The sequence below is a fragment of the Halorubrum yunnanense genome (genome assembly GCF_026586675.1).
In the GTDB taxonomy this organism is placed as follows: Archaea; Halobacteriota; Halobacteria; order Halobacteriales; family Haloferacaceae; genus Halorubrum; species Halorubrum yunnanense.
On sequence record NZ_JAODIX010000028.1, the window covers coordinates 46,606 to 66,870 of the forward strand.

General features: G+C 69.7%; 21 protein-coding genes. 4 read left to right on the plus strand and 17 right to left on the minus strand.

The window, feature by feature from the left end:
• Positions 1-8: 8 nt before the first annotated feature.
• Positions 9-503: a MaoC family dehydratase gene (locus tag N5096_RS06445; RefSeq protein WP_343218071.1), complete on the minus strand. Its 495-nt coding sequence runs from the start codon at positions 501-503 to the stop codon at positions 9-11.
• An 82-nt stretch (positions 504-585) separates the two neighbouring features.
• On the opposite strand from N5096_RS06445, the gene N5096_RS06450 reads away from it, so the two are divergent.
• Both N5096_RS06450 and N5096_RS06455 read left to right on the plus strand, forming a co-directional pair.
• Complete coding sequence (locus N5096_RS06450; protein WP_267663492.1) at positions 586-1,473, plus strand: HpcH/HpaI aldolase/citrate lyase family protein; 888 nt, start codon at positions 586-588, stop codon at positions 1,471-1,473.
• A 105-nt stretch (positions 1,474-1,578) separates the two neighbouring features.
• Complete coding sequence (locus N5096_RS06455) at positions 1,579-2,832, plus strand: Glu/Leu/Phe/Val family dehydrogenase (protein ID WP_267663493.1); 1,254 nt, start codon at positions 1,579-1,581, stop codon at positions 2,830-2,832.
• A gap of 32 nt (positions 2,833-2,864) precedes the next feature.
• Here the strand turns inward: N5096_RS06455 and N5096_RS06460 are convergent, their stop codons facing one another.
• From N5096_RS06460 to N5096_RS06480, 5 genes are all read right to left on the minus strand, one after another.
• Entirely contained in the window at positions 2,865-3,581 is a 717-nt protein-coding gene (locus N5096_RS06460; protein ID WP_267663494.1) for a diphthine--ammonia ligase, read from the minus strand.
• 849 nt (positions 3,582-4,430) lie between these two features.
• Positions 4,431-5,000, minus strand: a complete 570-nt coding sequence (locus tag N5096_RS06465) for a DUF7110 family protein (RefSeq protein ID WP_267663602.1) — start codon at positions 4,998-5,000, stop codon at positions 4,431-4,433.
• A gap of 145 nt (positions 5,001-5,145) precedes the next feature.
• On the minus strand, positions 5,146-5,490 hold the full coding sequence (locus tag N5096_RS06470) for a glutaredoxin family protein (RefSeq protein WP_267663495.1): 345 nt from the start codon (positions 5,488-5,490) through the stop codon (positions 5,146-5,148).
• Between the two features lie 85 nt (positions 5,491-5,575).
• The gene (gene gfcR / locus N5096_RS06475; protein ID WP_267663496.1) at positions 5,576-6,211 is read right to left on the minus strand and encodes a transcriptional regulator GfcR; all 636 of its coding nucleotides are present in this window, start codon (positions 6,209-6,211) and stop codon (positions 5,576-5,578) included.
• Positions 6,198-7,268 carry a glucose 1-dehydrogenase gene (locus tag N5096_RS06480; RefSeq protein ID WP_267663603.1) on the minus strand — a complete coding sequence of 357 codons (1,071 nt, stop codon included), beginning with the start codon at positions 7,266-7,268 and terminating at the stop codon, positions 6,198-6,200. Before N5096_RS06480 ends, gfcR begins: the two co-directional genes overlap by 14 nt.
• Before the next feature lie 105 nt (positions 7,269-7,373).
• On the opposite strand from N5096_RS06480, the gene N5096_RS06485 reads away from it, so the two are divergent.
• Positions 7,374-8,192, plus strand: coding sequence for an NRDE family protein (locus N5096_RS06485; RefSeq protein WP_267663604.1), 819 nt, complete (start codon positions 7,374-7,376; stop codon positions 8,190-8,192).
• 72 nt (positions 8,193-8,264) lie between these two features.
• Positions 8,265-8,618 (plus strand): helix-turn-helix transcriptional regulator, encoded by a 354-nt coding sequence (locus tag N5096_RS06490; protein WP_267663497.1) that lies wholly within the window; start codon positions 8,265-8,267, stop codon positions 8,616-8,618.
• Between the two features lie 57 nt (positions 8,619-8,675).
• Here the strand turns inward: N5096_RS06490 and N5096_RS06495 are convergent, their stop codons facing one another.
• The 11 genes from N5096_RS06495 to coaBC all read right to left on the minus strand — a co-directional run bounded on the left by N5096_RS06495 (position 8,676) and on the right by coaBC (position 20,089).
• Positions 8,676-8,918, minus strand: a complete 243-nt coding sequence (locus N5096_RS06495) for a hypothetical protein (RefSeq protein WP_267663498.1) — start codon at positions 8,916-8,918, stop codon at positions 8,676-8,678.
• A gap of 641 nt (positions 8,919-9,559) precedes the next feature.
• Positions 9,560-11,350, minus strand: coding sequence for a Na(+)/H(+) antiporter subunit D (locus N5096_RS06500; protein WP_267663499.1), 1,791 nt, complete (start codon positions 11,348-11,350; stop codon positions 9,560-9,562).
• Positions 11,347-13,506 carry a proton-conducting transporter transmembrane domain-containing protein gene (locus tag N5096_RS06505; protein WP_267663500.1) on the minus strand — a complete coding sequence of 720 codons (2,160 nt, stop codon included), beginning with the start codon at positions 13,504-13,506 and terminating at the stop codon, positions 11,347-11,349. The genes N5096_RS06500 and N5096_RS06505 overlap by 4 nt, the downstream gene beginning before the upstream one ends.
• A complete protein-coding gene (locus tag N5096_RS06510) occupies positions 13,503-15,137 on the minus strand; it encodes a proton-conducting transporter transmembrane domain-containing protein (RefSeq protein ID WP_267663501.1) in 1,635 nt (544 codons plus the stop codon). The genes N5096_RS06505 and N5096_RS06510 overlap by 4 nt, the downstream gene beginning before the upstream one ends.
• Complete coding sequence (locus N5096_RS06515) at positions 15,130-15,630, minus strand: cation:proton antiporter subunit C (RefSeq protein WP_267663502.1); 501 nt, start codon at positions 15,628-15,630, stop codon at positions 15,130-15,132. Before N5096_RS06515 ends, N5096_RS06510 begins: the two co-directional genes overlap by 8 nt.
• Entirely contained in the window at positions 15,627-16,316 is a 690-nt protein-coding gene (locus tag N5096_RS06520) for an MnhB domain-containing protein (RefSeq protein WP_267663503.1), read from the minus strand. Before N5096_RS06520 ends, N5096_RS06515 begins: the two co-directional genes overlap by 4 nt.
• Entirely contained in the window at positions 16,313-16,891 is a 579-nt protein-coding gene (locus N5096_RS06525; protein ID WP_267663504.1) for a DUF4040 domain-containing protein, read from the minus strand. Before N5096_RS06525 ends, N5096_RS06520 begins: the two co-directional genes overlap by 4 nt.
• Positions 16,888-17,223, minus strand: a complete 336-nt coding sequence (mnhG, locus tag N5096_RS06530; protein WP_267663505.1) for a monovalent cation/H(+) antiporter subunit G — start codon at positions 17,221-17,223, stop codon at positions 16,888-16,890. The genes N5096_RS06525 and mnhG overlap by 4 nt, the downstream gene beginning before the upstream one ends.
• Positions 17,223-17,528 carry a cation:proton antiporter gene (locus tag N5096_RS06535; protein ID WP_267663506.1) on the minus strand — a complete coding sequence of 102 codons (306 nt, stop codon included), beginning with the start codon at positions 17,526-17,528 and terminating at the stop codon, positions 17,223-17,225. Before N5096_RS06535 ends, mnhG begins: the two co-directional genes overlap by 1 nt.
• Positions 17,525-18,766, minus strand: coding sequence for a monovalent cation/H+ antiporter subunit E (locus N5096_RS06540; protein WP_379790076.1), 1,242 nt, complete (start codon positions 18,764-18,766; stop codon positions 17,525-17,527). The genes N5096_RS06535 and N5096_RS06540 overlap by 4 nt, the downstream gene beginning before the upstream one ends.
• A gap of 147 nt (positions 18,767-18,913) precedes the next feature.
• Positions 18,914-20,089, minus strand: coding sequence for a bifunctional phosphopantothenoylcysteine decarboxylase/phosphopantothenate--cysteine ligase CoaBC (coaBC, locus tag N5096_RS06545; RefSeq protein ID WP_267663508.1), 1,176 nt, complete (start codon positions 20,087-20,089; stop codon positions 18,914-18,916).
• Positions 20,090-20,265: the final 176 nt, after the last annotated feature.

The following is a 20,265-nucleotide window of genomic DNA, read 5'->3' on the forward strand; positions in this document are numbered from 1 at the left end:
CGCCCCGGCTACTCGCCGTCCGGCCGCTTTTTCGAGAGCGCGGTCCGGTCGAACTCGCAGACGAGGATGTCGTCGCCGTCCGCGACCAGCTTGAACGCCTCGACGTGCATCGTGACGACCCCGCGCTCCCCGTCGCTCGTCTCCCGCTTGTCGGTGACGGTCGACTCCGCGCGGATCGTGTCGCCGTGGAACACCGGGTTCGGGTGCTCGACGTCGTCGTACGAGAGGTTCGCGACGATGGTGCCGTCCGTCGTCTCCGGGATCGACACGCCGACCGCGAGCGACATGGTGTACAGCCCGTTGACGAGGCGCTCGCCGAACTGGGTCCCCTCGGCGAAGTCGCCGTCGAGGTGGAGCGGCTGCTGGTTCATCGTCATGTCGCAGAAGCGCTGGTTGTCGGCCTCGCTCACGGTCCGCCGCCGCGCGTGTTCGATCGTCTCCCCGACCGCGAACTCCTCGTAGTAGCGTCCGGTCATGGACCGACCGTCGACCCGCCGGGTCAAATCGGTACCGCTCCGGTCTCCGAGCGCGTCCGCGACACCGGACGCCCCGGTTCTTTATAAGCGACCGCGAGGAGTCCCCGACATGGCCCGACGAAGCCTCCTGTTCTCCCCCGGCGACCGCCCGGAACTCATGCGGAAGGCGCCGGCGACGGGCGCGGACGTGATCTGTTTCGACTTGGAGGACGCTGTCGCGCCCGGCCGCAAAGACGAGGCCCGCGCCGCCGTCCGCGGCGTGATCGCCGACCCCGACTTCGACCCCGACGCCGAGGCGTGCGTCCGGCTCACGGCGACCGACCCCGCTGCCGACCTCGACGCTCTGGTCGGGGGAGACGCGCCGGCCGCGCCCGAGGGCGACGCCGACCCGCCCGTCCGACTCGACGCGGTCATGCTCCCGAAAGTCGAGGACGCGGACCGGGTCGAGGACGCGGCCGCGCTGTGTGCCGACCGCGGGCTCAACCCCGCGGTGTTCGCGCTCGTCGAGACGGCGGGCGGCGTGCTCGCCGCCGAGTCGATCGCCGACGCGACGGCGACCGACGCGCTGGTCTTCGGCGCCGAGGACCTCGCGGCCGACCTCGGCGCGACGCGCACCGACGAGGGGACCGAGGTGCTGCACGCTCGAGAGCACGCCGTCATCGCGGCCAGCGCCGCCGACGTCGACGCGCTCGACACGGTGTACACGGACTTCTCCGACACCGCGGGGCTCCGCGAGGAGACGGCGTTCGCGCTCGGACTCGGCTACGACGGCAAACTCGCGATCCACCCCTCGCAGGTCGGTCCCATCAACGAGGCGTTCACGCCCGATCCCGACGAGATCGAACGCGCGTCTCGGATCCTCGACGCCCGCGACGAGGCCGAGCGCGAGGGGCGCGGCGTGTTCAGTGTCGACGGCGAGATGATCGACGCCCCCCTCGTCGCGCAGGCGGAGCGGGTCGTCGAGCGGGCCGCGGCCGCCGGGCTTGATCCGCGGTAGCGACCACCACGGTGATACCGCCTCCGATCGCCGGGGCTCCGAGCCGATTCCCGGCCTCGCGGATCGTCCGTCACAATTAACCTCCGTCCCCGGGGACATTTTCCCATGGCTGATCAGGCGAACCCGTTCGAGACTCTGCAGGAACAGGTCGACGACGCCGCGGCGCACCTCGACGCGCCGCCGGGAGTGCTCACCCGGCTGAAGAACCCCGAGCGACTGCTGGAGACGAACCTCACGTTCGAACTCGACGACGGGACGCTCGAGACGGTCCGCGCGTACCGGTCGCAGTTTAACGGCGACCGCGGCCCGTACAAAGGCGGGATCCGGTACCACCCCGGCGTCACCCGCGACGAGGTGAAGGCGCTGTCGGGCTGGATGGCGTACAAGTGCGCCGTCGTCGACGTGCCGTACGGCGGCGGGAAGGGCGGGATCGCTGTCGACCCCGGAGAGTACTCGGAGAGCGAGCTGGAGCGGCTCACGCGCGCGCTCGCGACCGAGCTCCGCCCGATCATCGGCGAGGACCGCGACATTCCGGCCCCGGACGTCAACACCGGTCAGCGGGAGATGAACTGGATCAAAGACACCTACGAGACGCTGGAGAACACCACCGCGCCCGGCGTCATCACCGGGAAGGCGCTCGACTCCGGCGGCAGTGAGGGCCGCGTCGAGGCGACCGGTCGCTCCACCGCCCTCGCCGCGCGCGAGACGTTCGACTGGCTCGGCCGCGACCTCGCGGGCGCGACGGTCGCAGTACAGGGGTACGGCAACGCCGGGTCGGTCGCGGCCGCCCTCATCGACGACCTCGGCGGGGACGTGGTGGCCGCCTCCGACTCCTCCGGCGGAATTCACGACCCGGACGGATTCGATCCGCGAGCGGTGAAAGACCACAAGTCCGAAACGGGCGCCGTCGACGGCTACGGCGACGCCGCGTCGATCACGAACGAGGAGCTGTTGACGCTCGACGTCGACCTGCTCGTGCCCGCGGCACTGGAGAACGCGATCGACGGCGACCTCGCCGCCGACGTTGAGGCCGACGTGATCGCCGAAGCCGCGAACGGGCCCCTCACGCCGGAGGCGGACGACGCGCTGGCCGACCGCGACGTGACGGTCGTCCCCGACATCTTCGCCAACGCCGGCGGCGTCACCGTCTCGTACTTCGAGTGGGTCCAGAACCGACAGCGGTTCAGCTGGACGGAGGAGCGCGTCAACGAGGAGCTCGAGCGCGTGATCACGGACGCGTTCGACGGGATCATCGACGCCTACGAGAGCCGCGACGTCCGCGACCTCCGCACCGCGGCCTACGTCGTCGCCATCGAGAGGATCGTGAACGCCTACGAGCAGGCTGGTAGCTGGCCGTAACGGCCGTCTCGCTCCGAGATTCCACCGATTAATTACGCCAGTCGCGCGTCACGGACTTCGACGCGGCCGCGGTCGCCCTCCCACACCGCGTCGCCCTCGAACTCGATCCGGCGGTCCATGTGCGGCCCGTCGACGACGTACGTCTCGAACTCCCCGCCCTCGCCCAGCGGGTGGACGCCGTACTCGGCTCGCAGTTCGAGCAGCTCCGCCAGCGCGCCCGCGTCGTAGCGCCGGCCGAGCCACGATTCGTCGAGCCCGTAGGCGGCCACCTGCACGATCCGGATCTCGAAGCCGGCGTCGAACATCGCCTCCGCGAGCGCGACTGGGTCCTCCCGCCACAGCGGCGCGAAGAGATCGATCCCGAGCCGGTCGCACATCCCTTGGATACGGCTTGTCTGGAACTCGCTCTCGACCGCGCCCGCGGTGACGCCGGCGAGGTCGACGCCGTCGCTCGCGCCGATCTCCCGGAGCGCGGCCTCCATCGGCTCCAGCTCGGCGTCGCCCTGCGCGCCCGCGTCGGCGACGTCGTCCGCGCCGAAGTCGTCGGGCGAGACCTCGACGAGATCGACCCCGACGCTCTCGGCCGCGAGTCCGGCGAGCTCCGTCGCCGGCGTGTGGTACATGTACGAGTCGCCCGCGGGGTGGACCGTCAGGAGCCGCGAGACGTCGAGGCCCTCCTCCAGCGCGCGGTACAGCGCCCATGAGGAGTCCTTCCCGCCCGAGAAGAGGCTCACCCAGTCGTCGGTCATTGGCGGGCTAACGCCCGGAGCGCGTAAAGCGTCGGCGGTCCGCGGGGGAGCCGCCCGCCGCGGGAGTGAGAGGGACCGGTACGGTCGGTCCACTCCGTGAGCCCCGACAGAGAGCGTCGCGCTCACACGGACTCCGCTCCCGAGGCGATTCCCGTCGGCCTTCCCGGTCCCGCGCACGCGGTTTCCGCTGACCCCGTTCGGCCGTCCGTCTGGAGGAGGGCCGTCCTTAACATCCTCTCCGCCCTGAAGAGAAAAGATTCCCACGGCACCGCACCGCTGGGTTGGGACGTTGAAGCTTTGTAGACGCCTCGATGACGGCTACTGGCTGTGCCAACCAGCCGTCACTCCTATCGCGGCACGGGATTCGGAGGTACTTCTGACTGCCTACACCCTATTTCGGCACGGAAGAGGGTGTTTCCGCCTGAAATGAGGGAATCCCGATATTGTCCGATTAGTGGGGCGGAGAGACCGCCTCGGTTAACTTTAAATATGTCTCAGATTAATTAAAGCATTCTTTCGGCACGTCGAACGTGGTTTGTGTAGGGTTTGTCGGATTCATGCCCCGGTGAACGGCGGGGCTTTCTCCTTGCACTTCCGTAACCGGCGCGTATCGAGCGACGCGGCCCCCGGATCGGGAGTTCGACGCACGCCGCCGTCTCCGGCTGGGCTGGGGTTTCTAACGCGGGACTCCGACCGCCACCCGTCGGACGTCACCGACGAGACGTTCCGCCTCTGCGTCCGACGGCGACCGGCGCGGAGCGCTCTCGCCGGGTCGAGGGACGACGCACCGAGTTGGGACTACCGGTCTCGATGCGGTCCGCAGACGAAATACACACCGCCGCTACGGCGTCAGTCGCTGATGAACTCGTTGTCGCGCCAGTTGACGCCGCCGTCGCCGTCGCCGGCGCCCTGCGGGCTCTCGACGACCTCGATGCTCGCGGGACGCGGCTCACCCTCGACGATCCGGGTCGCCTCGAGCTTGTCGTCGGCCTCGGTGATCGCGGTAAGCGTCCCCTTCTCCGAGAGCTGCGCCAGCTCGCGGAGCACGAGAAACATGGGGTACTGGAGCGCGGAGTTCTGGAGGACGGTCTCCCGGTCGCCCTTGAAACAGGCGAACTCGACGAGCTCGGAGGGGATCTCCTCCTCCTCGTCGTCCATCCACTGCGGGCCGCCGGCGCGCGGCGGCTCCTCCTCCCAGACGCGCGTCTCCGTGACGGAGGCCTTCAGCTGGGCGGTCGGCGTGTACTTACTGATCGACTCGTCGTCGGACAGGGCCTTGATAATGAGGGTGTTGTTTCGACGCGTGATGTCGATATCGTCGATCTCCGCCGGGAGGTCGGGGTCTTCTTCGAAGTACGTCTCCACGTCTTCGAGGGGCAGTTCGAGCGTCGAATGAAGTCTGAACACGCGGCCTGTCATTGTTGGTTGGGTGAGGTGGATCGAGGCGGTCAGCACGGCGGCAGCAGCTTCGTCTACGGTCACATAGGGACCGTAGGTTTATATGGGCTGCCCTTCGATCCACGGGATTAGGGCGTCGCTACGGGCGGGGCGTACGTCGCACGGCCTACTCGGCGCCGAGCTCGGCGGCCAGCTCGCCGCGCTCCTCCAGCTCCCCGAGCACGTCGCTTCCCCCGACGAACTCGCCGCCCACGAACGTCTGGGGAATCGTCTCCCATCCGCTCTCGGCCTCCAGTGCCTCTCGGTAGTGGTCCAGCGCGGGCAGCACGTCGACGGTCTCGAACTCGTCGACGTGCTGGCCGATCAGCTCGACCGCGCGCTGGGAGTAGCCGCACTGGGGCATCAGTCGGTTCCCCTTCATGAACAGGACCACGTCGTTCTCGGCGATGGTCTCCTGTACGCGCGCTTCGATCTCGTCGGACTCGGCCTCGGACTCGGGCTGGAACGTCATAGGCCACAGTACGCGCCGCCGCGACAAATGGGTTCCGCACGGTATCGGGAGGGCGACGTCTCGACAGCGTCGGCCTCGCGGTCGGCTACCCCTCGCGGTCGACGCGGACGACGTCGACGAGCGAGTAGACGGGGACCTCGTCGATCTCGTCGTACCCCTTCTTGTCGACGAGCACGACGCAGGCGACGGGCTCGCCGCCCTGCTCGCGGATCGCGTTGATCGACTCTCGCATCGTCGTCCCCGAGGTGATGATGTCGTCGACGACGTAGCAGTCGCGGTCGCGGATCGCCGCAAAGTTGCGCGAGAAGCCGCCCCCCTGCTCGTCGATGTCGCCCTCCTCCCACTGGTGTTTTGCGGGCGCGTACGTCCCCAAGTCGGTGTTGAGCCGGTCCGCGACCGCGGTCGCGAGCGGCGCGCCGGCCTTCTCGATCCCCACCGTCAGGTCGACCGCCTCGCCCTGCTTCGCGAGCAGGTCCGCCATCGCGCTCGCGGCGTACCCGAGCCGCGTCGAGTCCCGACCCAGCGCCGACCAGTCGACGTGGATGTCGGCCGTCGACCCCGCGGGCGGGGTCTCGGCCGCCGCGCTGCTACCACCGCCGCGCTCGACGAGCCAACTCGCGGTCTCCCGGGAGACGTTCAGTTCGTCGGCGATCTCGCCCTTCGAGAGACCGTGTTCCGCGAGCTCGGCCGCGCTGTCTATCAGGTCGTCAACGTTCTTCATATGAGTCGAATTCGACCGCCGTTTTAATAGTCGTGTCGTCATCCGCGAACGCAGCCTCGAACTCGTCGAGCCCGTAGACGCCGGTGACGAGGTCGTCGAGGAACCCGTCGGAGAACCGCGACAGCGACTCTGCGGCGGCCTCGAAGTGCTCGTAGCCGGAGTTGACGCTGCCGACGAGCGCCTTGTTGTGCAAGACGAGCTCGCGGTGGAGCCGCCCGCCGTCGACCTCGAACTCCCAGTCGCCCGGCACGCCGAGCAGCGCGCCGACGCCGTTGGGGGCGAGCGCCTCGATGGTCTCGAACGCGTGCGGCGCGTGGCCGGTCGCCTCGAAGACGAAGTCCATCGGCTCGTGCGCGTCCGGCACCGACGGCACCGGCGTCTCATTGGAGTTGACGTAGGTCGCGCCCAGCGACTCGATGATCTCGATCGTCGGGTCCGGCCGCTCGCGGCGACCGAGACAGTAGATCCGGTCGAACTCCTCGTCGAGCGTCGCCACCGTGAGCAACCCGAGCGAGCCGTTGCCCAGCACCAGCGCGGACTCCGGCTCCCAGTGGAACGCCGACCGGCTGGCGTAGGCGTGTTCGACCGCCTTCTCCGTGATCGAGACCGGCTCGACGAGGAACCCCCACTCGGCGAGCGCGGGCGGGATCTCGACGAGGAACTCCGCCGGGCTGGTGACGTACTCGGCCATGAAGCCGTGGGCGCCGACGATGCCGCGTTCGTGGTACCGGCCCTCCGGCGCCATGTCGGGCTCGCCCCGGGCGAAGTACTCGTTCGCGCCGTTGGGCGGGCGCCGGACCGTCGGCACCACGACGTCGCCGACCTCGAACGGCGTGTCGTTCGGGTCCTCCACGACGCCGACCGCCTCGTGACCCAGCACGTGGTGGTCCTCCCCCTCTGGCGCGCCCCCGTGCCCGCCGGCGATGACCTCGTGGTCCGTCCCGTCGACGCCCACCCGGAGCGTCCGGACGAGCGCCTCCCCGGGCGCCGGTTCCGGTCGCGGCTTCTCTGTCACGACCGGTTCGTCGGCGCCCTCGTACACGGCTATCGCCTTCATATACGACCCGACGTGGTCAGTCACCAAAAGATTTCTTTTACTATGAGTAAAGAATCTCACCTCCCGACCGCGGGTTTTTCCTCCCTCTCGCCCGCAGGGAAGGTCGTGTGTACCCTCGCCCTCGCGTGGCGGGCGTTCGGCGACGCTCCGATCGCGCTCGCCGCCAACCGCGACGAGGCGCTGGACCGGCCCGCGGAGCCGCCGGCCGTGCGCGAGCCCGACAGCCCCGACGGCGTCCGGTACGTCGCCCCGCGCGACGCGGAGGCCGGCGGGACGTGGATCGGCCTCTCCGAGCCGGGCGTCGCCGTCGCGGTCACCAACCGCTGGCTCGATGCTGACCGCGAGGGAGACCGCTCGCGGGGGCTCCTCGTGCGGGACTGCCTGGAAGCCGACTCGGCCGAGGCCGCGGTGCGAGCCCTCGAGCGCGAGCTCGGATCCCGGTCGTACGACGGGTTCAACCTCGTGCTCGCCGACGAGGCCGCCGCGTTCGTTCTCGCGTACGACGGGCACCTCGCGGTCACGCGGCTCGACCCCGGCGTCCACGTCGTCGGCAACGTCGGCGGCGTGGTGAACGGCGCCGAGTCCTTCGCGGTCCCGGAGCGTCGCCGGGAGTTCGGCGCGGAGCGCGCCGACAGCGCCCGCCGGATCGCGGCCGAACTGCTTCCCGAGCCGGGAGAGGCGGGCGCGGCGTGGCTCGATCGAGCGAGCGGCGTCCTCGGCGACCACGCGTACGGCGCCTGCCTCCACGGCGACGGGTTCGGGACGCGGTCGTTCACCCGGGTCCGGACGACCGGCGACCCGGAGGTCGCCCCCGAGTTCGCGTACGCCGACGGCCCGCCGTGCGAGACGCCCACGGATCCGGTGTCGCTCCCGGCGGGCTTCGGAGGGGGCGAAAAGAGAGTAGAGGACGGCGACAGCGCGTGAGCCGTCGCGGTTCCTCCGGGCTCGACGGCGCGGAAAGCCAGTTTTAAGCGACTCGCGGGCAGGTGTTACAGCATGAGCGTGTCCGAACTCGAGGCCGACCTGTCGGAGGACGAGCACGCCGGCCTCGAACTCATCCGCGAGACCGGTGGCATCCACCAGAGCGACTTCTGGAAGGAACTCGACGTCTCCTCGCGAAAGGGGAGCCGCATCGCGGAGGCGCTGGAGGGATCTGGGCTCATCCAGCGGACGGACACCGTCTACGACGGCCACAACACGTACTATCTGGAGCCCGCGCCCCGCGACCTGGACTTCGCCCTGCTGATGGCCGGCGACATGCTGTCGCCGTTCATCGGCGAGGAGGAAGTCGACGCACAGGCCGACGCCTTCTCGCAGTGGATGATGAACCTCGCGTACGAGGAGTACTGAGCCCCCGCAGCGTCGAGGCGGTCGCACCGCATCGAGGCCGTCACGCGTCTCGTGCGGTCACGCCGCCTCGCCGACCTCGTCTCGGATCGTGACGTAGATGAGTAGCCCGAGCAGCCCGGGGACAAGCCCGAACAGGAACAGCAGCCCGATACCGACGCCCCACTGCCAGGCCCAGTCGCTCCCGCGGGACTTCGCGTCTCGGTACACCCATCGACCGACGAGACCGAAGGCGAGCAGCAGGATGACGAGGAGGATGAGCAGCTCGGGGCCACCGGGTACCTGTAGCGGTTGGAGGGACACACCCGAACCGGGTGACGGACCGGAATTGACATTCTCCTCCGGGTAAACGCGGAGGAATCCCGAGCGGTGGGAGTTTCAGGTCTGTAGTCCAATCACCGGACTACCAGCCCTTTCGGGCACGGGTAGTCCCACAGCGTCGGACTGGTGGACTGCTGGCCATGCCAACTGGCCGTTACCCCTATCCTCGGTCGTGTACGGCGTCTCAGTGTTGTTTTTGCCACAGGGACGCCAGCAGGCGTCAGCGGACTTGGAGGTACCTTCTGACCCGCTTTGAGCAGTCGGCACAGACACACTCTTCTGGAATGTGCGTTCACCGACTACCCTTTCGGATACTGTCTCATTGCGCGGGTGGACAGGCCACCTCCGAAGGACGGCTCGGAATCCGCTCCGTTCCGACCGATTCCTACCTATTGACAGAGTTTCCTGTCGCTTAAACGCCAGTATTCTGAAACTCAAAGTGCTGTCGAACGTGGATACTTTCCCCAAGTGACGGCGCGTATCCACGGCGTGAACGCCGTGGTATTGCGCCTGTTCAGGGTATAAACTTTCTCACCCGAAGTCGCTCGGTCTCAGTGACGACCGGTCACCGTCAAATCGCGTCCGAAAACGGGGGTACAGCGACTCCAATTTATAAATCCCGCTCAGCCGAGCAGGAACGCGAACAGCGCGACGCCGGCCGCGAGCGTTAAGAGGAGGACGCTCCGGCCGATCCCCGTCCGAATCTCGACGTCGACGCCGAGTTCCGAGACGACCGCCCGCGGGTGCATCGCCGTCCGCTTGATACCGGCGACCAGCCGCATCACCAGGCGGTCGACGGCGCCCCACAGCTCCGTCACGGCCCAGACGGCCCCCCGACTCAGATAGAACGCGGCCGGATACGTCACCGCGTCGACGTCGCGCATGCGGTGGGCGAGCCAGCCGAGCGGTCGCTTCAGCGCGAAGAACCCGACAAAGCCGGTTACGAGCAGCGCCGCGCTCTCCGTCAGGTGGCTCTCGCTGTACGGCTTGAAGTAGACGTCCTCGCTGAGGATGAGCTCCGTAAACGGCATCAGCTCGATCAGCTGGGTGTAGAACACCCCAAAGAAGATACAAGCGCCGCCCGCGAGCAGCATGCCGGCGGTCTGGAACGGCGTGGCGTCCTTCGGCGACAGCGTCGCCGACCCGTGGAAGAACATGTAGTAGCCGAGCTTGATAAACGACATGAACGTCCCGACGCCGCCGAGGATCAGCAGCCACCAGAGGAGTCCGCTGTCCAACAGGAGCACGTAGTTGTGGACCTCATGTGCGGAGTCGATCACCATCCCCTTCGAAATGAACCCGTTGAACCCCGGGACGGCGGTAATCGAGGCCGCGCCGACGACGTAGAGGAGGAAGGCAACGGGCATCTCCCGCCAGAGCCCGCCCATGTCCCGGATGTCCTCGACGCCGGTGCGGTAGATCACCACGCCGACGGTCATGAACAGGAGGCTCTTGTACAGGACGTTGTTGAACAGGTGCGCGAAGCCGCCGGTGACAGCGAACTCACCGACGTACGTCGCGAGTCCGAAACCGGCCAGCATATACCCGAGCTGCGCCTGGATGTGGTACGAGAGGAGCCGCCGCGGATCGTACTGCAGCAGCGCGAAGAACGCGCCGTAGACGGCCATGAACCCCCCGAGGTACGCGAGCCACATGCCGCCCTCGGGGAACGTCCGGTACATCACGTACGCCGCCGTCTTCGTCGTGAACACCGAGAGGAACACCGACGCCGCGACGTGCGGGCGCGGGTAGGTGTCCGGGAGCCACGTGTGCAGGAAGATGAACCCGCAGTTGACCCCGACGCCGATCGCGGCGAGCACGGTCGCGCTGGCGTGGATCCCCGTCGTCGACGAGAAGAGGAAGATCTCGGCGGCCGGCACGCTGCCGAGCATCGACGCGCCGTGGACGACCACCGCCCCGAGGAAGACCGTCCCGCCGATCCCGTGGAACAGCGCGTAGCGGTAGCCGGCCCGCACCGCCGCGCCGCCGTACTGCCACACCAGCAGCGTCGATGTGACGGCCATCAGCTCCCAGAAGAAGATCAGGGTGAGCCAGTCGCCGGCGTAGATCGTCCCGAGCGTCGAGGAGACGTACGCCATCGCGAACGCGGTCACCCACTTCGGAGCCTCGGTGCCGTACGCGTACAGCACCGCCGCGGTCGCGAGGAAGCCGACGACGACGCCCATCAGCAGCGAGAACTGGTCGACGTTGAACAGGACCACGTCGAAGCCGAACAGCCGCGTCGCGAGGTGGGTTCCCGTGCCGCCGTCGCCGAGCAGCACCGCCTGGGCGAAGACGAACGCCGTCGCCAGCGCGGCCGCCGCGTGGCCGGCCCGGCGCGGGAGCCCGAGCACGAGGAACGCCGCCGCCGCGAGCACGACGTACGGCGGCAGGGAGGTGAGGACCGGGTTCACGGCCGCATCACCTCCTCGGGGAGCCGCGTGTCGACGATGAGCTCGATCAGCTCCAGGAAGCCCATCTCGTAGGGGATCACGCCGAGCAGCACCGCGAGGCTCATCGCGGTGAGAATCGGGCCGAGCGTGAACCACGTCGACTCGCGCCCGCGGAGGGCGTCGAGTCCGTCGATATGTCGCCACCCGCCAGCGGGCGGGCCGCCGGTGTGGCCGTGGTCGTCGTGGGCGTCCCCGTGACTGTGGTCGTGGTCGACAGCCGCGCTGTCGTCGTCGCCGTGGTCGGCTTCGGGATCATCGCCGTCGCTCTCGTCGCCGTCGGCCCGCTCCACCGCGGTCCCGTCCCCGTGCCCGACGCCGAAAGGCACGTCAGCGTCGGAGGGGCGCGAGTCGACCGCGTAGTCCCCGGTGTCGACGCGCTCGGCCGGCTCGGAGAAGTCGCGATCGCTCGTGTTGAACTCCGGGCGGACGACGCCCTCCCCGTCGGTCGGCAGGTCATCGAGCTCCGCGTCGGGGATGTCGGAGTCGTCCGGGACTTCGGCGTCGTCGCCGGCGGGCGTGCCCGCGTCCTCGGTCGGCGCGTCGCCCTCTGCGCTCTCGACGACGTCGTCGACGTCGGTGTCGTCGCCATCCGTTTCCTCACCGGCTTCGACGTCCTCGTCCTCGGGCCGGCCCCCGTCGGTGGCCGCGTCGTCAACTGCGCGACCACCGTCGGTCGCCGGCAGCGTCGACCGCGACTCCCCGCCAAGCCGGAAGTCGACGAGGGGTTTCGCGTCGTGGGCGTCCTCCGCCTCGAAGAAGGCGGTATAGATCACTGGCCAGAAGTAGGCGATGTTCAACACCCCGGAGAGCAGCAGCGCGCCGACGAGGTAGTAGGCGACCGGCGTCAGCTCGGCGCCCATCCGGATCCCGCCGATCAGCATGTAGTACTTGCTGACGAAGCCGGCCAGAAGCGGGATCCCCGCCATCCCGAGCGAGGCGACGGTGAACGCCCCCATCGTCAGGGGCATCCGCTTCCCGATCCCGGCCATCTCGGAGATGTAGTCGGTGTGCGTCGAGACGTGGAGGTTCCCGGCGCAGAAGAACAGGGTGAGCTTCATGAACGCGTGCGCCGGGATGTGGAGCAGCGCGCCGACGAGCCCGTACCAGCCGAACAGCCCGAGCCCGAGGATGATGTAGCTCAGCTGGCTCACCGTCGAGTACGCGAGCCGCTGTTTCAGATGGTCCTTCCGCAGGGCGATGAGGGAGGCCGCGGTCAGCGTGATCGCGCCGATAGTCGAGAGGACGAGCCCGGCCGAGAAGCCGAAGGGCAGCGAGAGGTCGAAGACGAGTTCCGGGCCGAACACGTCGAGGACGACCCGCGAGACGCCGAACGCCCCGGACTTGACGACCGCGACCGCGTGGAGCAGCCCGGAGACGGGCGTCGGCGCGACCATCGCCTCGGGGAGCCACTGGTGGAGCGGCATGATGCCGGCCTTCACGCCGAACCCGATCGCGAGCAGGAAGAACGCGAGCATCGCGAGCCCGGGGTCGGCGTTCGCGAGCTCTTGAATCCCGCCGGCGGTGAACGAGACGTTGCCGGCGATCATGTAGACGAGGGCGGTGCCGGCGAGCACGAGCACGCCGCCGCCGAACATCGTGTACGCGAGGTACTTCCGGCCCGCCGAGCGCGCCTCCGCCGTCTCGTCGTGGGCGACGAGCGGGTACGTCGCGATCGAGAGGATCTCGTAGAAAACAAAGATCGTCACGAGGTTGGCCGCGAACGCGATCCCCATCGTCGCCGACAGCGACACCGCGAACGCGGCGAAGTACCGGGTCTGGTTCGTCTCGTCGTTCCCGCGCATGTAGCCGATGCTGTAGAACGAGGTGACGATCCAGAGCCCGCTCGCGAGGAACGCGAACAGCATGCCGAGCGCGTCGGCGCGCAGCGCGAACTCGACGCCGGGCAGGAACGCCCCGAGCGACCACTCGAAGACGGCGCCGCCGAGGACGGCCGGGAGCATCGAGGCGACGATCCCGAACTTCGCGAGCGACGCGACGACCGTCCACCCCTCGCGGACGTTCGGGGAGCGGTGCGACGCGACGATGAAGAACGCCGCGACGAACGAGACGAGGACGGCCAGTAGGGGTCGTGGGTCAGAGACGAGTGCGTCAGTCATGCGAACACCTCCGTGAGGAACGGACCGAACCACTCGGCCAGCGCGAACCCGGCGAAGCCGAGCGCGACCGTGACGAGCGCCGTGACGAGGAGCACCGCCAGCGACGCCGGCGGCACTCGATCGGGCACCAGCGACGGTCGCGGCGCGCCCTCGACGGGAGCGACGGGCGCGTCGCTGTCGTCGGGGGCATCGCCCTCGGGCGCGGCGTCGTCGTGCCCGCCGTCGGCGGCCACCCCGGCCGGGTCGTCACCGCGGCCGCCGGTCGCGTCGTCGCCGTGACCGTCCGGGAGCCCGACGCCGGCGAAGTAGAACCGCTCGATCAGCCGCGCGACGTACGACAGCGTGAACAGGGTGCTGACGAAGATCACGACGGCGATCCCGATCCCGGCCGGCCCGGCGCCGGCCATGCCGGACTCGACCGCGCCGAGGCCGATGTACCACTTCCCGAGGAACCCGACCGACGGCGGGATCCCGACCAGCCCCAGGCCGAGCAGGGCGATCGCCCCGGCCGTGAAGGGGGCCTCCCGCGCAGCGCTCGCGGCGTCTTCGATCCGACGGACGCCGTAGCCGAGCGCGAGGGTGCCGACCCCGAGGAACAGCCCGAACTTCAGCAGGCCGTGGCCGATCAGGTGGACGATCCCACCGAGCAGCGCGGTCTCGTTCGCCAACGCGACCGCGGCCCCGATCATCCCGAACTGGGCGACCGAGGAGTACGCGAACATCCGTTTGAGGTCGGACTGCATCGCCGCGAGCGCCGAGCCGGCGAGGATCGACGTCCCGGAGACGACGAGCATCGCCGTCGTGATCGCGTCGTTGGCGGCGAGGAAGTCGACGGTGAAGACGGTGTACGTCACCCGGATCAGCGCGTACGCGCTCGTCGTCGACACGAGCGCCGCCACGACCGCCGTGACGGCGTCGGGCGCGCGCTGATAGGCGTCCGGCTGCCAGGTGTGGACCGGGAACAGGGCGATCTTCAGCGCGAGCCCGGCGACGATCAGCGCGTAGCTCGCCTGGATCAGCGGGTCGCCGTACCCCGCCTGCGCGAGGATCTGCTCGCGCATGTCGACCATGTTCAGCGTCCCCGTCGCGAGGAACGCGTAGCCGACGCCCACGAGGTACAGCGAGGCGCCCACCGTCCCGACCACGAGGTACTTCAGCGAGGCGTAGGCGCTCGCGCCCGAGCGGTCGGCCGCGATGAGCGCGTACGTCGTGATCCCGACGATCTCGAGGAAGACGAACATGTTGAACAGGTCGCCGGTGAGCGCCATCCCCGAGAGGCCGCCGACCAGCAGCAGGTACGCGCTGTAAAAGGGGTTCCCGCGGGGGCCGGCCACTCGCGAGAAGGCGAGTGTCGCCAGCGAGACGACCGCGATCAGCGCGAGCACCGCGGCCGACAGCTCGTCGGCCACCAGCTCGATCCCGATCGGCGGCTGGTAGGTGCCGACCGCGTGGTCGAACCGCCCGCCGACGGCGACTTCGGTCGCGATCGCGGCCGCGATACCGACCACCGCGGTCGTCGCGACCGCGGCGATCGGCCAGCCGACGTCGTCGAACCACAGGCCCAGCGCGATCGGCAGCGTGGCCGCCACGATCGGGACGGCGATCGCCAGCGGGAGGAGCACGTCAGTCATGGCTCACACCTCCCTCGGTCGCGGCATCGTCGCCCTCGGCCGTTGGACCGGCCGGGATCGACCCCTCGTCCCGCATCAACTCGCGGAGGGTGTCGGTGCGGAGCGTCCCGTACTCGTCGTAGATGCGGATACAGAGCGCGAGCCCCACGGCGGTGAGACTCACGCCCACGACGATGGCGGTGAGTACGATCACGTGGGGGAGCGGGCTGACGAACGTCTCGGTCGCCGCTTCTCCGGAGGCGACGATCGGGATCGCGCCGCCCTCGACGTACGCCGAGGCGATGAACAGCAGGAAGATCGCCGTCTGGAACAGGTTGAGTCCGATGATCTTCTTCACGAGGTTGGGGTTCGCTATCATCATGTAGAGACCGACGCAGAGCAGCAGCGCGAACGCGACGTAGGCGTGCCGCGTGGCGAGGATGTCGAACGCTCCCGCCGAGGCGACGGCGGCGTCGACTCCCGCGGTCGCGACGACGGCGGCGAGACCCGTCATCGCTCACCCCCGTCGGCGGCCGCGGTGCGGTCCGACGTCTCCGGCGCGTCGAGGTCGCTCGCGGCGTCGTCCCCGGCGTCGTCGACGGAGCCGGTGTCGCCGAACCCGCTCCCGTCCGAGTCGAAGCCCCTTGCGAGGAGGAAGAACAGGCCCATGAGCACGCCGCTCACGATGGCCGCGATGCCGAAGATCTCGACGCTCTCCAGGCCGTACTTCACCGGGACCGGGAGGAGGTCGTACTGGAGGAACGCGCCGCCGCGCGCCACCGGGATCAGCCCGATGCCGGCGAACGCCAGCGCGCCGCCGACCGCGAGCCCGACGACGACGGTGTTGGCGAGCCAGTCGCGCGTCGCCTCGATGCCGAACGCGAACGCGATCATGAACACGACCGCGGCCATGATCGCCCCACCCTGAAACCCGCCGCCGGGCGAGCCGCTGCCGTGGAAGGTGATGAACAGGCCGTAGGTGAACGCGAACGGCGCCACGATCTTCACCGTCGGCATGATCACCTGACTCTCCGTGTACGGGGTCCCCTGGCGCTGCTCGGAGTCGATCCGCCCGGACCTGGAGCGCGCCCGGTGGGCCGGGACGTCCGACTCGGCCTCCGCGGCCGATTCGGCGGCCTCGACGCCCGGTGCGTCGCTATCGCCACCACCCCCCTCGTCGTCGGGGCGAGCGTCGCTCATGCGAACACCTCCCGGTGGAGCACGATGAGGGCCGCGATCCCGCCGGCGAGGACGACGACCGCCTCGCCGAAGGTGTCGAATCCACGGAACGCCGCCAACACGGCCATCACCGTGTTTTCGACGCCCGTCTGGGCGTACGACTCGCTGAGGTACCACTGGCTCACGTCGGGGTTCGACCACACCGGGGCCTCGGGCGACCCGACCGCCGGGATGTCTCCCATCGTGAGCAGCAGCCCGCCGAACAGGACCCCGACCGCGCCGACGGCCGGGAGGTTCACCGACTCGAAGACGGCGTCGTGGTCGATCCGGGTCGTCTTCGCGAGGGTCAAGAGGAGGAGGACGGTGGTCACGCCCGCGGAGATCGCCGCCTCCGTCAGCGCGACGTCCGGCGCCCGGTAGAACGTGTACAGCGCGGCCATCCCGAGGCTGTACGCCCCGAAGACGATGACGGCCGCGAGCACGTCGCGCGCCAGCGCCGTCGCCAGCGCAGTCAACACGACGAACGCGAGCAGGCTCGCCTCGATGGCGGTGACCTGGGCGACGACGGGCGCGGCGAGGGAGCTCGCTCCCGTCATCGCCGGTCATCCCCTTCGGTCCACGGGACGATCCCTTCCTCGAAGGCGGCCCGGGCGATCGCGTGGGCCGCCGTCGGATTCGTCACGAAGATGAAAAACAGCAGGAGCACCGTCTTGAACCCGGCGCCCTCCCAGCCGACTGCGAGGGCGACGGCGGCGAGCCCGAAGCCGGCACCGAGCGTGTCGGCCTGGGAGGCGGTGTGGGCCCGCGAGTAGACGTCCGGGAGGCGGAGCACGCCCGTCATCGAGACGAACGAGAAGAACAGCCCGAGCAGGGTGAAAACGACGATCAGCCCCACCCGGAGCGTCCCGAGCGTTCCGGCGGCGTCCATCACAGCACACCACCCCGCTCGACGGTGAACTTCGAGATGGCGATCGCCATCAGGAAGTTCAACAGCGCGTACACCAGGGCGATGTCGAGGAACGTCGGCTCCGAGAGCGCCGCGGCCAGGATCGCGAGGATGACGACGGTGTTCGTCCCGAGGACGTTCACCGCGAGCACCCGGTCCTGCATCGTCGGACCCCGCACCGCCCGGTACAGCATCCCGATCGCGAGCAGCGTGAAGCCGGCGGCCGCGAGGAGCAGGAAGTCCGCGACCGTGTAGCCGGCGGCGACCCCGGCGTCGACGAGCGTCACGCGTCGGTCACCTCCTCCTCGGCTCCACCGGCGGTATCGGTGGCCTCAGCGTCCTCCACGTCGGTCTCGCCGCCGTCCGCGGCGGCGATGGGCAGCTCTTCGGTCGCGTCCGGGCCCTGGAGAACTGCGTGGTCGCCGCGCTCGCGGGGCGTCGGCAGCCGGGCCGCAGATCGGCCGTAGTAGACGAAGCGCGTCCACCGCTCCAGCCCGCCGTCGAACAGCCCCTCGCGGGCCCACGGGAGCAGCGAGTGGACGTAGAGGTCGCTGTCGCGGGCGCGGACCGTCAGGGTCCCCGGTGTCAGCGTGATCGAGTTCGCGAGCGTCATCAGCGGGAGCCCGCTGCCGACGATCACGCGCATCCGGTTCATCGACGGCTCGATCGGGAGTCGCGGGTCGAGTATCACGCGGGCGACCACCAGGTTCGCCACGAGGATCTCGTACAGCAGGACGGGGACGTAGATCGCGCCGCGGACCAGCCGCATGGGCGTCCGCGGGACCGCCGGGTCGGCGTCGAGGCTGATCCGCGAGAGGGTGATCGAGACGATGGCCGCGGTGGCGACGCCCGTGACCCAGTCGAACCAGTAGAGCGGGTCGCCGAGCACGAAGTAGAAGGCGAGCGAGAGCCCGAACATCGCCGCGAACCGCACGCCCGTCGCCTCGCTCCGGAGGCGCTCCGGCCGGGTCGGCCGACCGACCGGGGCCGTCCGGACGGTGAGCGAGGTGTTCGAGAGCGCGAACTCCAGCGGCTGGAGCAGGGTCGTGTTGCCGACCGGGGTGTACTCGGGGTCAAGCAGGACCGTGTCGGCGTCGTGCTCCTCAGCGTACTCCGCGAGCACGTCGACGTAGTCGTCCGGGCCGAACAGGTACTCGTCGGCGCCGATAAGCGCCGAGACGACCGCCACGTCGTCGCCGGCGTCGCCGTCGGCGTCGTCGAGGTCGGCCTCCGCCCACGCGACCACCCGCTCGAGGACGCGCTGGGCCTCGGCGGTGCGGTCGTCGGAGCCCGGGTCGCCGTCGCGCCACGAGGCGATCTCGACGAAGTGGAGCGCGGAGAACTCGCCGTCGGTCGCGGCCTCGACGACGTGCGCGACCGTCGCGCGGAGGGTCGGCGACGGCTCGACCGGGACGACGACCGTCGGTCGGGTCTCCGACCCGGCGTCGACCGCGTCGCCAGCGCTGTCGGCGTCGACCGCATCGTCCGTGACGCTCTCAGCGGCGTCGTCAGTCACCCACCACACCTCCGACGGGTCCGGGGTCCACCGTCTCTGTGCACATGGGTATCACTACCGGGATCGTTTTCCTACCGCCTCAAAACAGTTTGTATCCCGGTCGATGGGGACGGAACGGCGGCGGCTGTATCCCTCTCTCGTCGCGATCGAGGACCGCTACGCCCCGTCGCCTCGCCCGAGGGCGACCGTGAGCCGGTCGGCGATCCGCCCGGCGACCCGGTCCTTCGGGCCGGCCGCCTCCTCGGGCTCCGTTCCCTCGTCGCCGACGAGGAGGACGCGCGTCTCGTCGCCGCCCATGACGCTCGCGTCGTTGGCGACGACGAACGCGAGGTCGACGCGGTCGCGGATCCGCTCGGCCTCCGCGACCATCGTGTCGTCGTCGCCCGACGTCTCGGCTTTGAACCCGACGATCGGCAGGTCCGGGTACGCGTCCCGCACCGAGTCGATGAGCTTCGGGGTGGGCCGGAGGTCCACGGAGAGCGGCGACCCCGACCGGATCTTCTCGTCGACCGCGTCGGCGGTGAAGTCGGAGATGGCGGCCGCCGAGACCAGCGCGTCCGCCGTGGCCGCGGCCCGGCGGCACGCCGCCATCATCTCGTCGGCGGTCTCGACGGCGACGACGTCGGCGTAGGGGACGGCCGGGCCGTCTCGGACGAGCGTCACCTTCGCGCCGCGGACGTAGAGCGCGCGGGCGACCGCTCGGCCGGTCTTCCCCGACGCGCGGTTCGTCAGGATGCGGATCGGATCGATCCGCTCTTTCGTCGCGCCCGCGGTGACGACGACGTGGGCGCCAGACAGCGTCTGCGGTGTGGTCGCGCGGGCGACCTCGGTCACGATCTCGGCCTCCGCCGCGATCTTCGCCTTCCCCTCCTCGATCCGGGGCTCCGCGAACGTCACGCCCCACGCCTCCAGCCGGTCGAGCGCCTCCAGCACGCCCGGGTGGTCGTACATCGGCTCGTGCATGGCCGGCGCCATCACGACCGGGACGTCCGCGCCGAGCGCGGTCGTCGCGCAGGTCGTCACGGGCGTGTCGTCCACCGCGGCGGCGACCTTCCCCGCGGTGTTCGCGGTCGCGGGCGCGAGCAGGAGCGCGTCGGCCCACCCCTCGCGGCCGCAGAGCTCGACGTGTTCGACGTCGCCGGTTATCTCGGTGACGACGGGCTCGTCGGTCGCGAAGTCGACCGCCCACGGGTGGACGATGTTCGTCGCCGCCGGGGACATGACGGCGCGCACGCTCGCGCCCTGCCGGCGCAGTTCGTGGGCGAGTTCGACGACCTTCACCGCCGCGATGCTCCCCGAGACGCCGAGCGCGACGTTGACCCCCTGTAGCATTACCGAGACCGTTCCGCCCCCGGCGGCTTATATCGTGCCGTTGCGGAACGAGATCGATACGGGAGTCTCGGCGATCCCTCTGGGGAGTTATTTATAAGCAGAAGCTGCGGCGGCGCGCGCCTCCGAGCGGGCCACCGGCCCGCGAGGAGCATCGCGCGAGGGAGTCGCGGGGGGGG

Excerpts from the sequence above, each read along its gene's own strand:
- mnhG (WP_267663505.1), bottom strand. The coding sequence starts at position 17,223 with ATGGACGCCGCCGGAACGCTCGGGACGCTCCGGGTGGGGCTGATCGTC.
- N5096_RS06480 (WP_267663603.1), bottom strand. The coding sequence starts at position 7,268 with ATGAAGGCGATAGCCGTGTACGAGGGCGCCGACGAACCGGTCGTGACA.
- N5096_RS06455 (WP_267663493.1), top strand. The coding sequence starts at position 1,579 with ATGGCTGATCAGGCGAACCCGTTCGAGACTCTGCAGGAACAGGTCGAC.
- N5096_RS06515 (WP_267663502.1), bottom strand. The coding sequence starts at position 15,630 with ATGACGGGTCTCGCCGCCGTCGTCGCGACCGCGGGAGTCGACGCCGCC.
- N5096_RS06450 (WP_267663492.1), top strand. The coding sequence starts at position 586 with ATGGCCCGACGAAGCCTCCTGTTCTCCCCCGGCGACCGCCCGGAACTC.
- gfcR (WP_267663496.1), bottom strand. The coding sequence starts at position 6,211 with ATGAAGAACGTTGACGACCTGATAGACAGCGCGGCCGAGCTCGCGGAA.
- N5096_RS06510 (WP_267663501.1), bottom strand. The coding sequence starts at position 15,137 with ATGACTGACGTGCTCCTCCCGCTGGCGATCGCCGTCCCGATCGTGGCG.
- N5096_RS06525 (WP_267663504.1), bottom strand. The coding sequence starts at position 16,891 with ATGACGGGAGCGAGCTCCCTCGCCGCGCCCGTCGTCGCCCAGGTCACC.
- N5096_RS06460 (WP_267663494.1), bottom strand. The coding sequence starts at position 3,581 with ATGACCGACGACTGGGTGAGCCTCTTCTCGGGCGGGAAGGACTCCTCA.
- N5096_RS06490 (WP_267663497.1), top strand. The coding sequence starts at position 8,265 with ATGAGCGTGTCCGAACTCGAGGCCGACCTGTCGGAGGACGAGCACGCC.
- N5096_RS06470 (WP_267663495.1), bottom strand. The coding sequence starts at position 5,490 with ATGACGTTCCAGCCCGAGTCCGAGGCCGAGTCCGACGAGATCGAAGCG.
- N5096_RS06465 (WP_267663602.1), bottom strand. The coding sequence starts at position 5,000 with ATGACAGGCCGCGTGTTCAGACTTCATTCGACGCTCGAACTGCCCCTC.
- N5096_RS06505 (WP_267663500.1), bottom strand. The coding sequence starts at position 13,506 with ATGACTGACGCACTCGTCTCTGACCCACGACCCCTACTGGCCGTCCTC.
- N5096_RS06520 (WP_267663503.1), bottom strand. The coding sequence starts at position 16,316 with ATGAGCGACGCTCGCCCCGACGACGAGGGGGGTGGTGGCGATAGCGAC.
- coaBC (WP_267663508.1), bottom strand. The coding sequence starts at position 20,089 with ATGCTACAGGGGGTCAACGTCGCGCTCGGCGTCTCGGGGAGCATCGCG.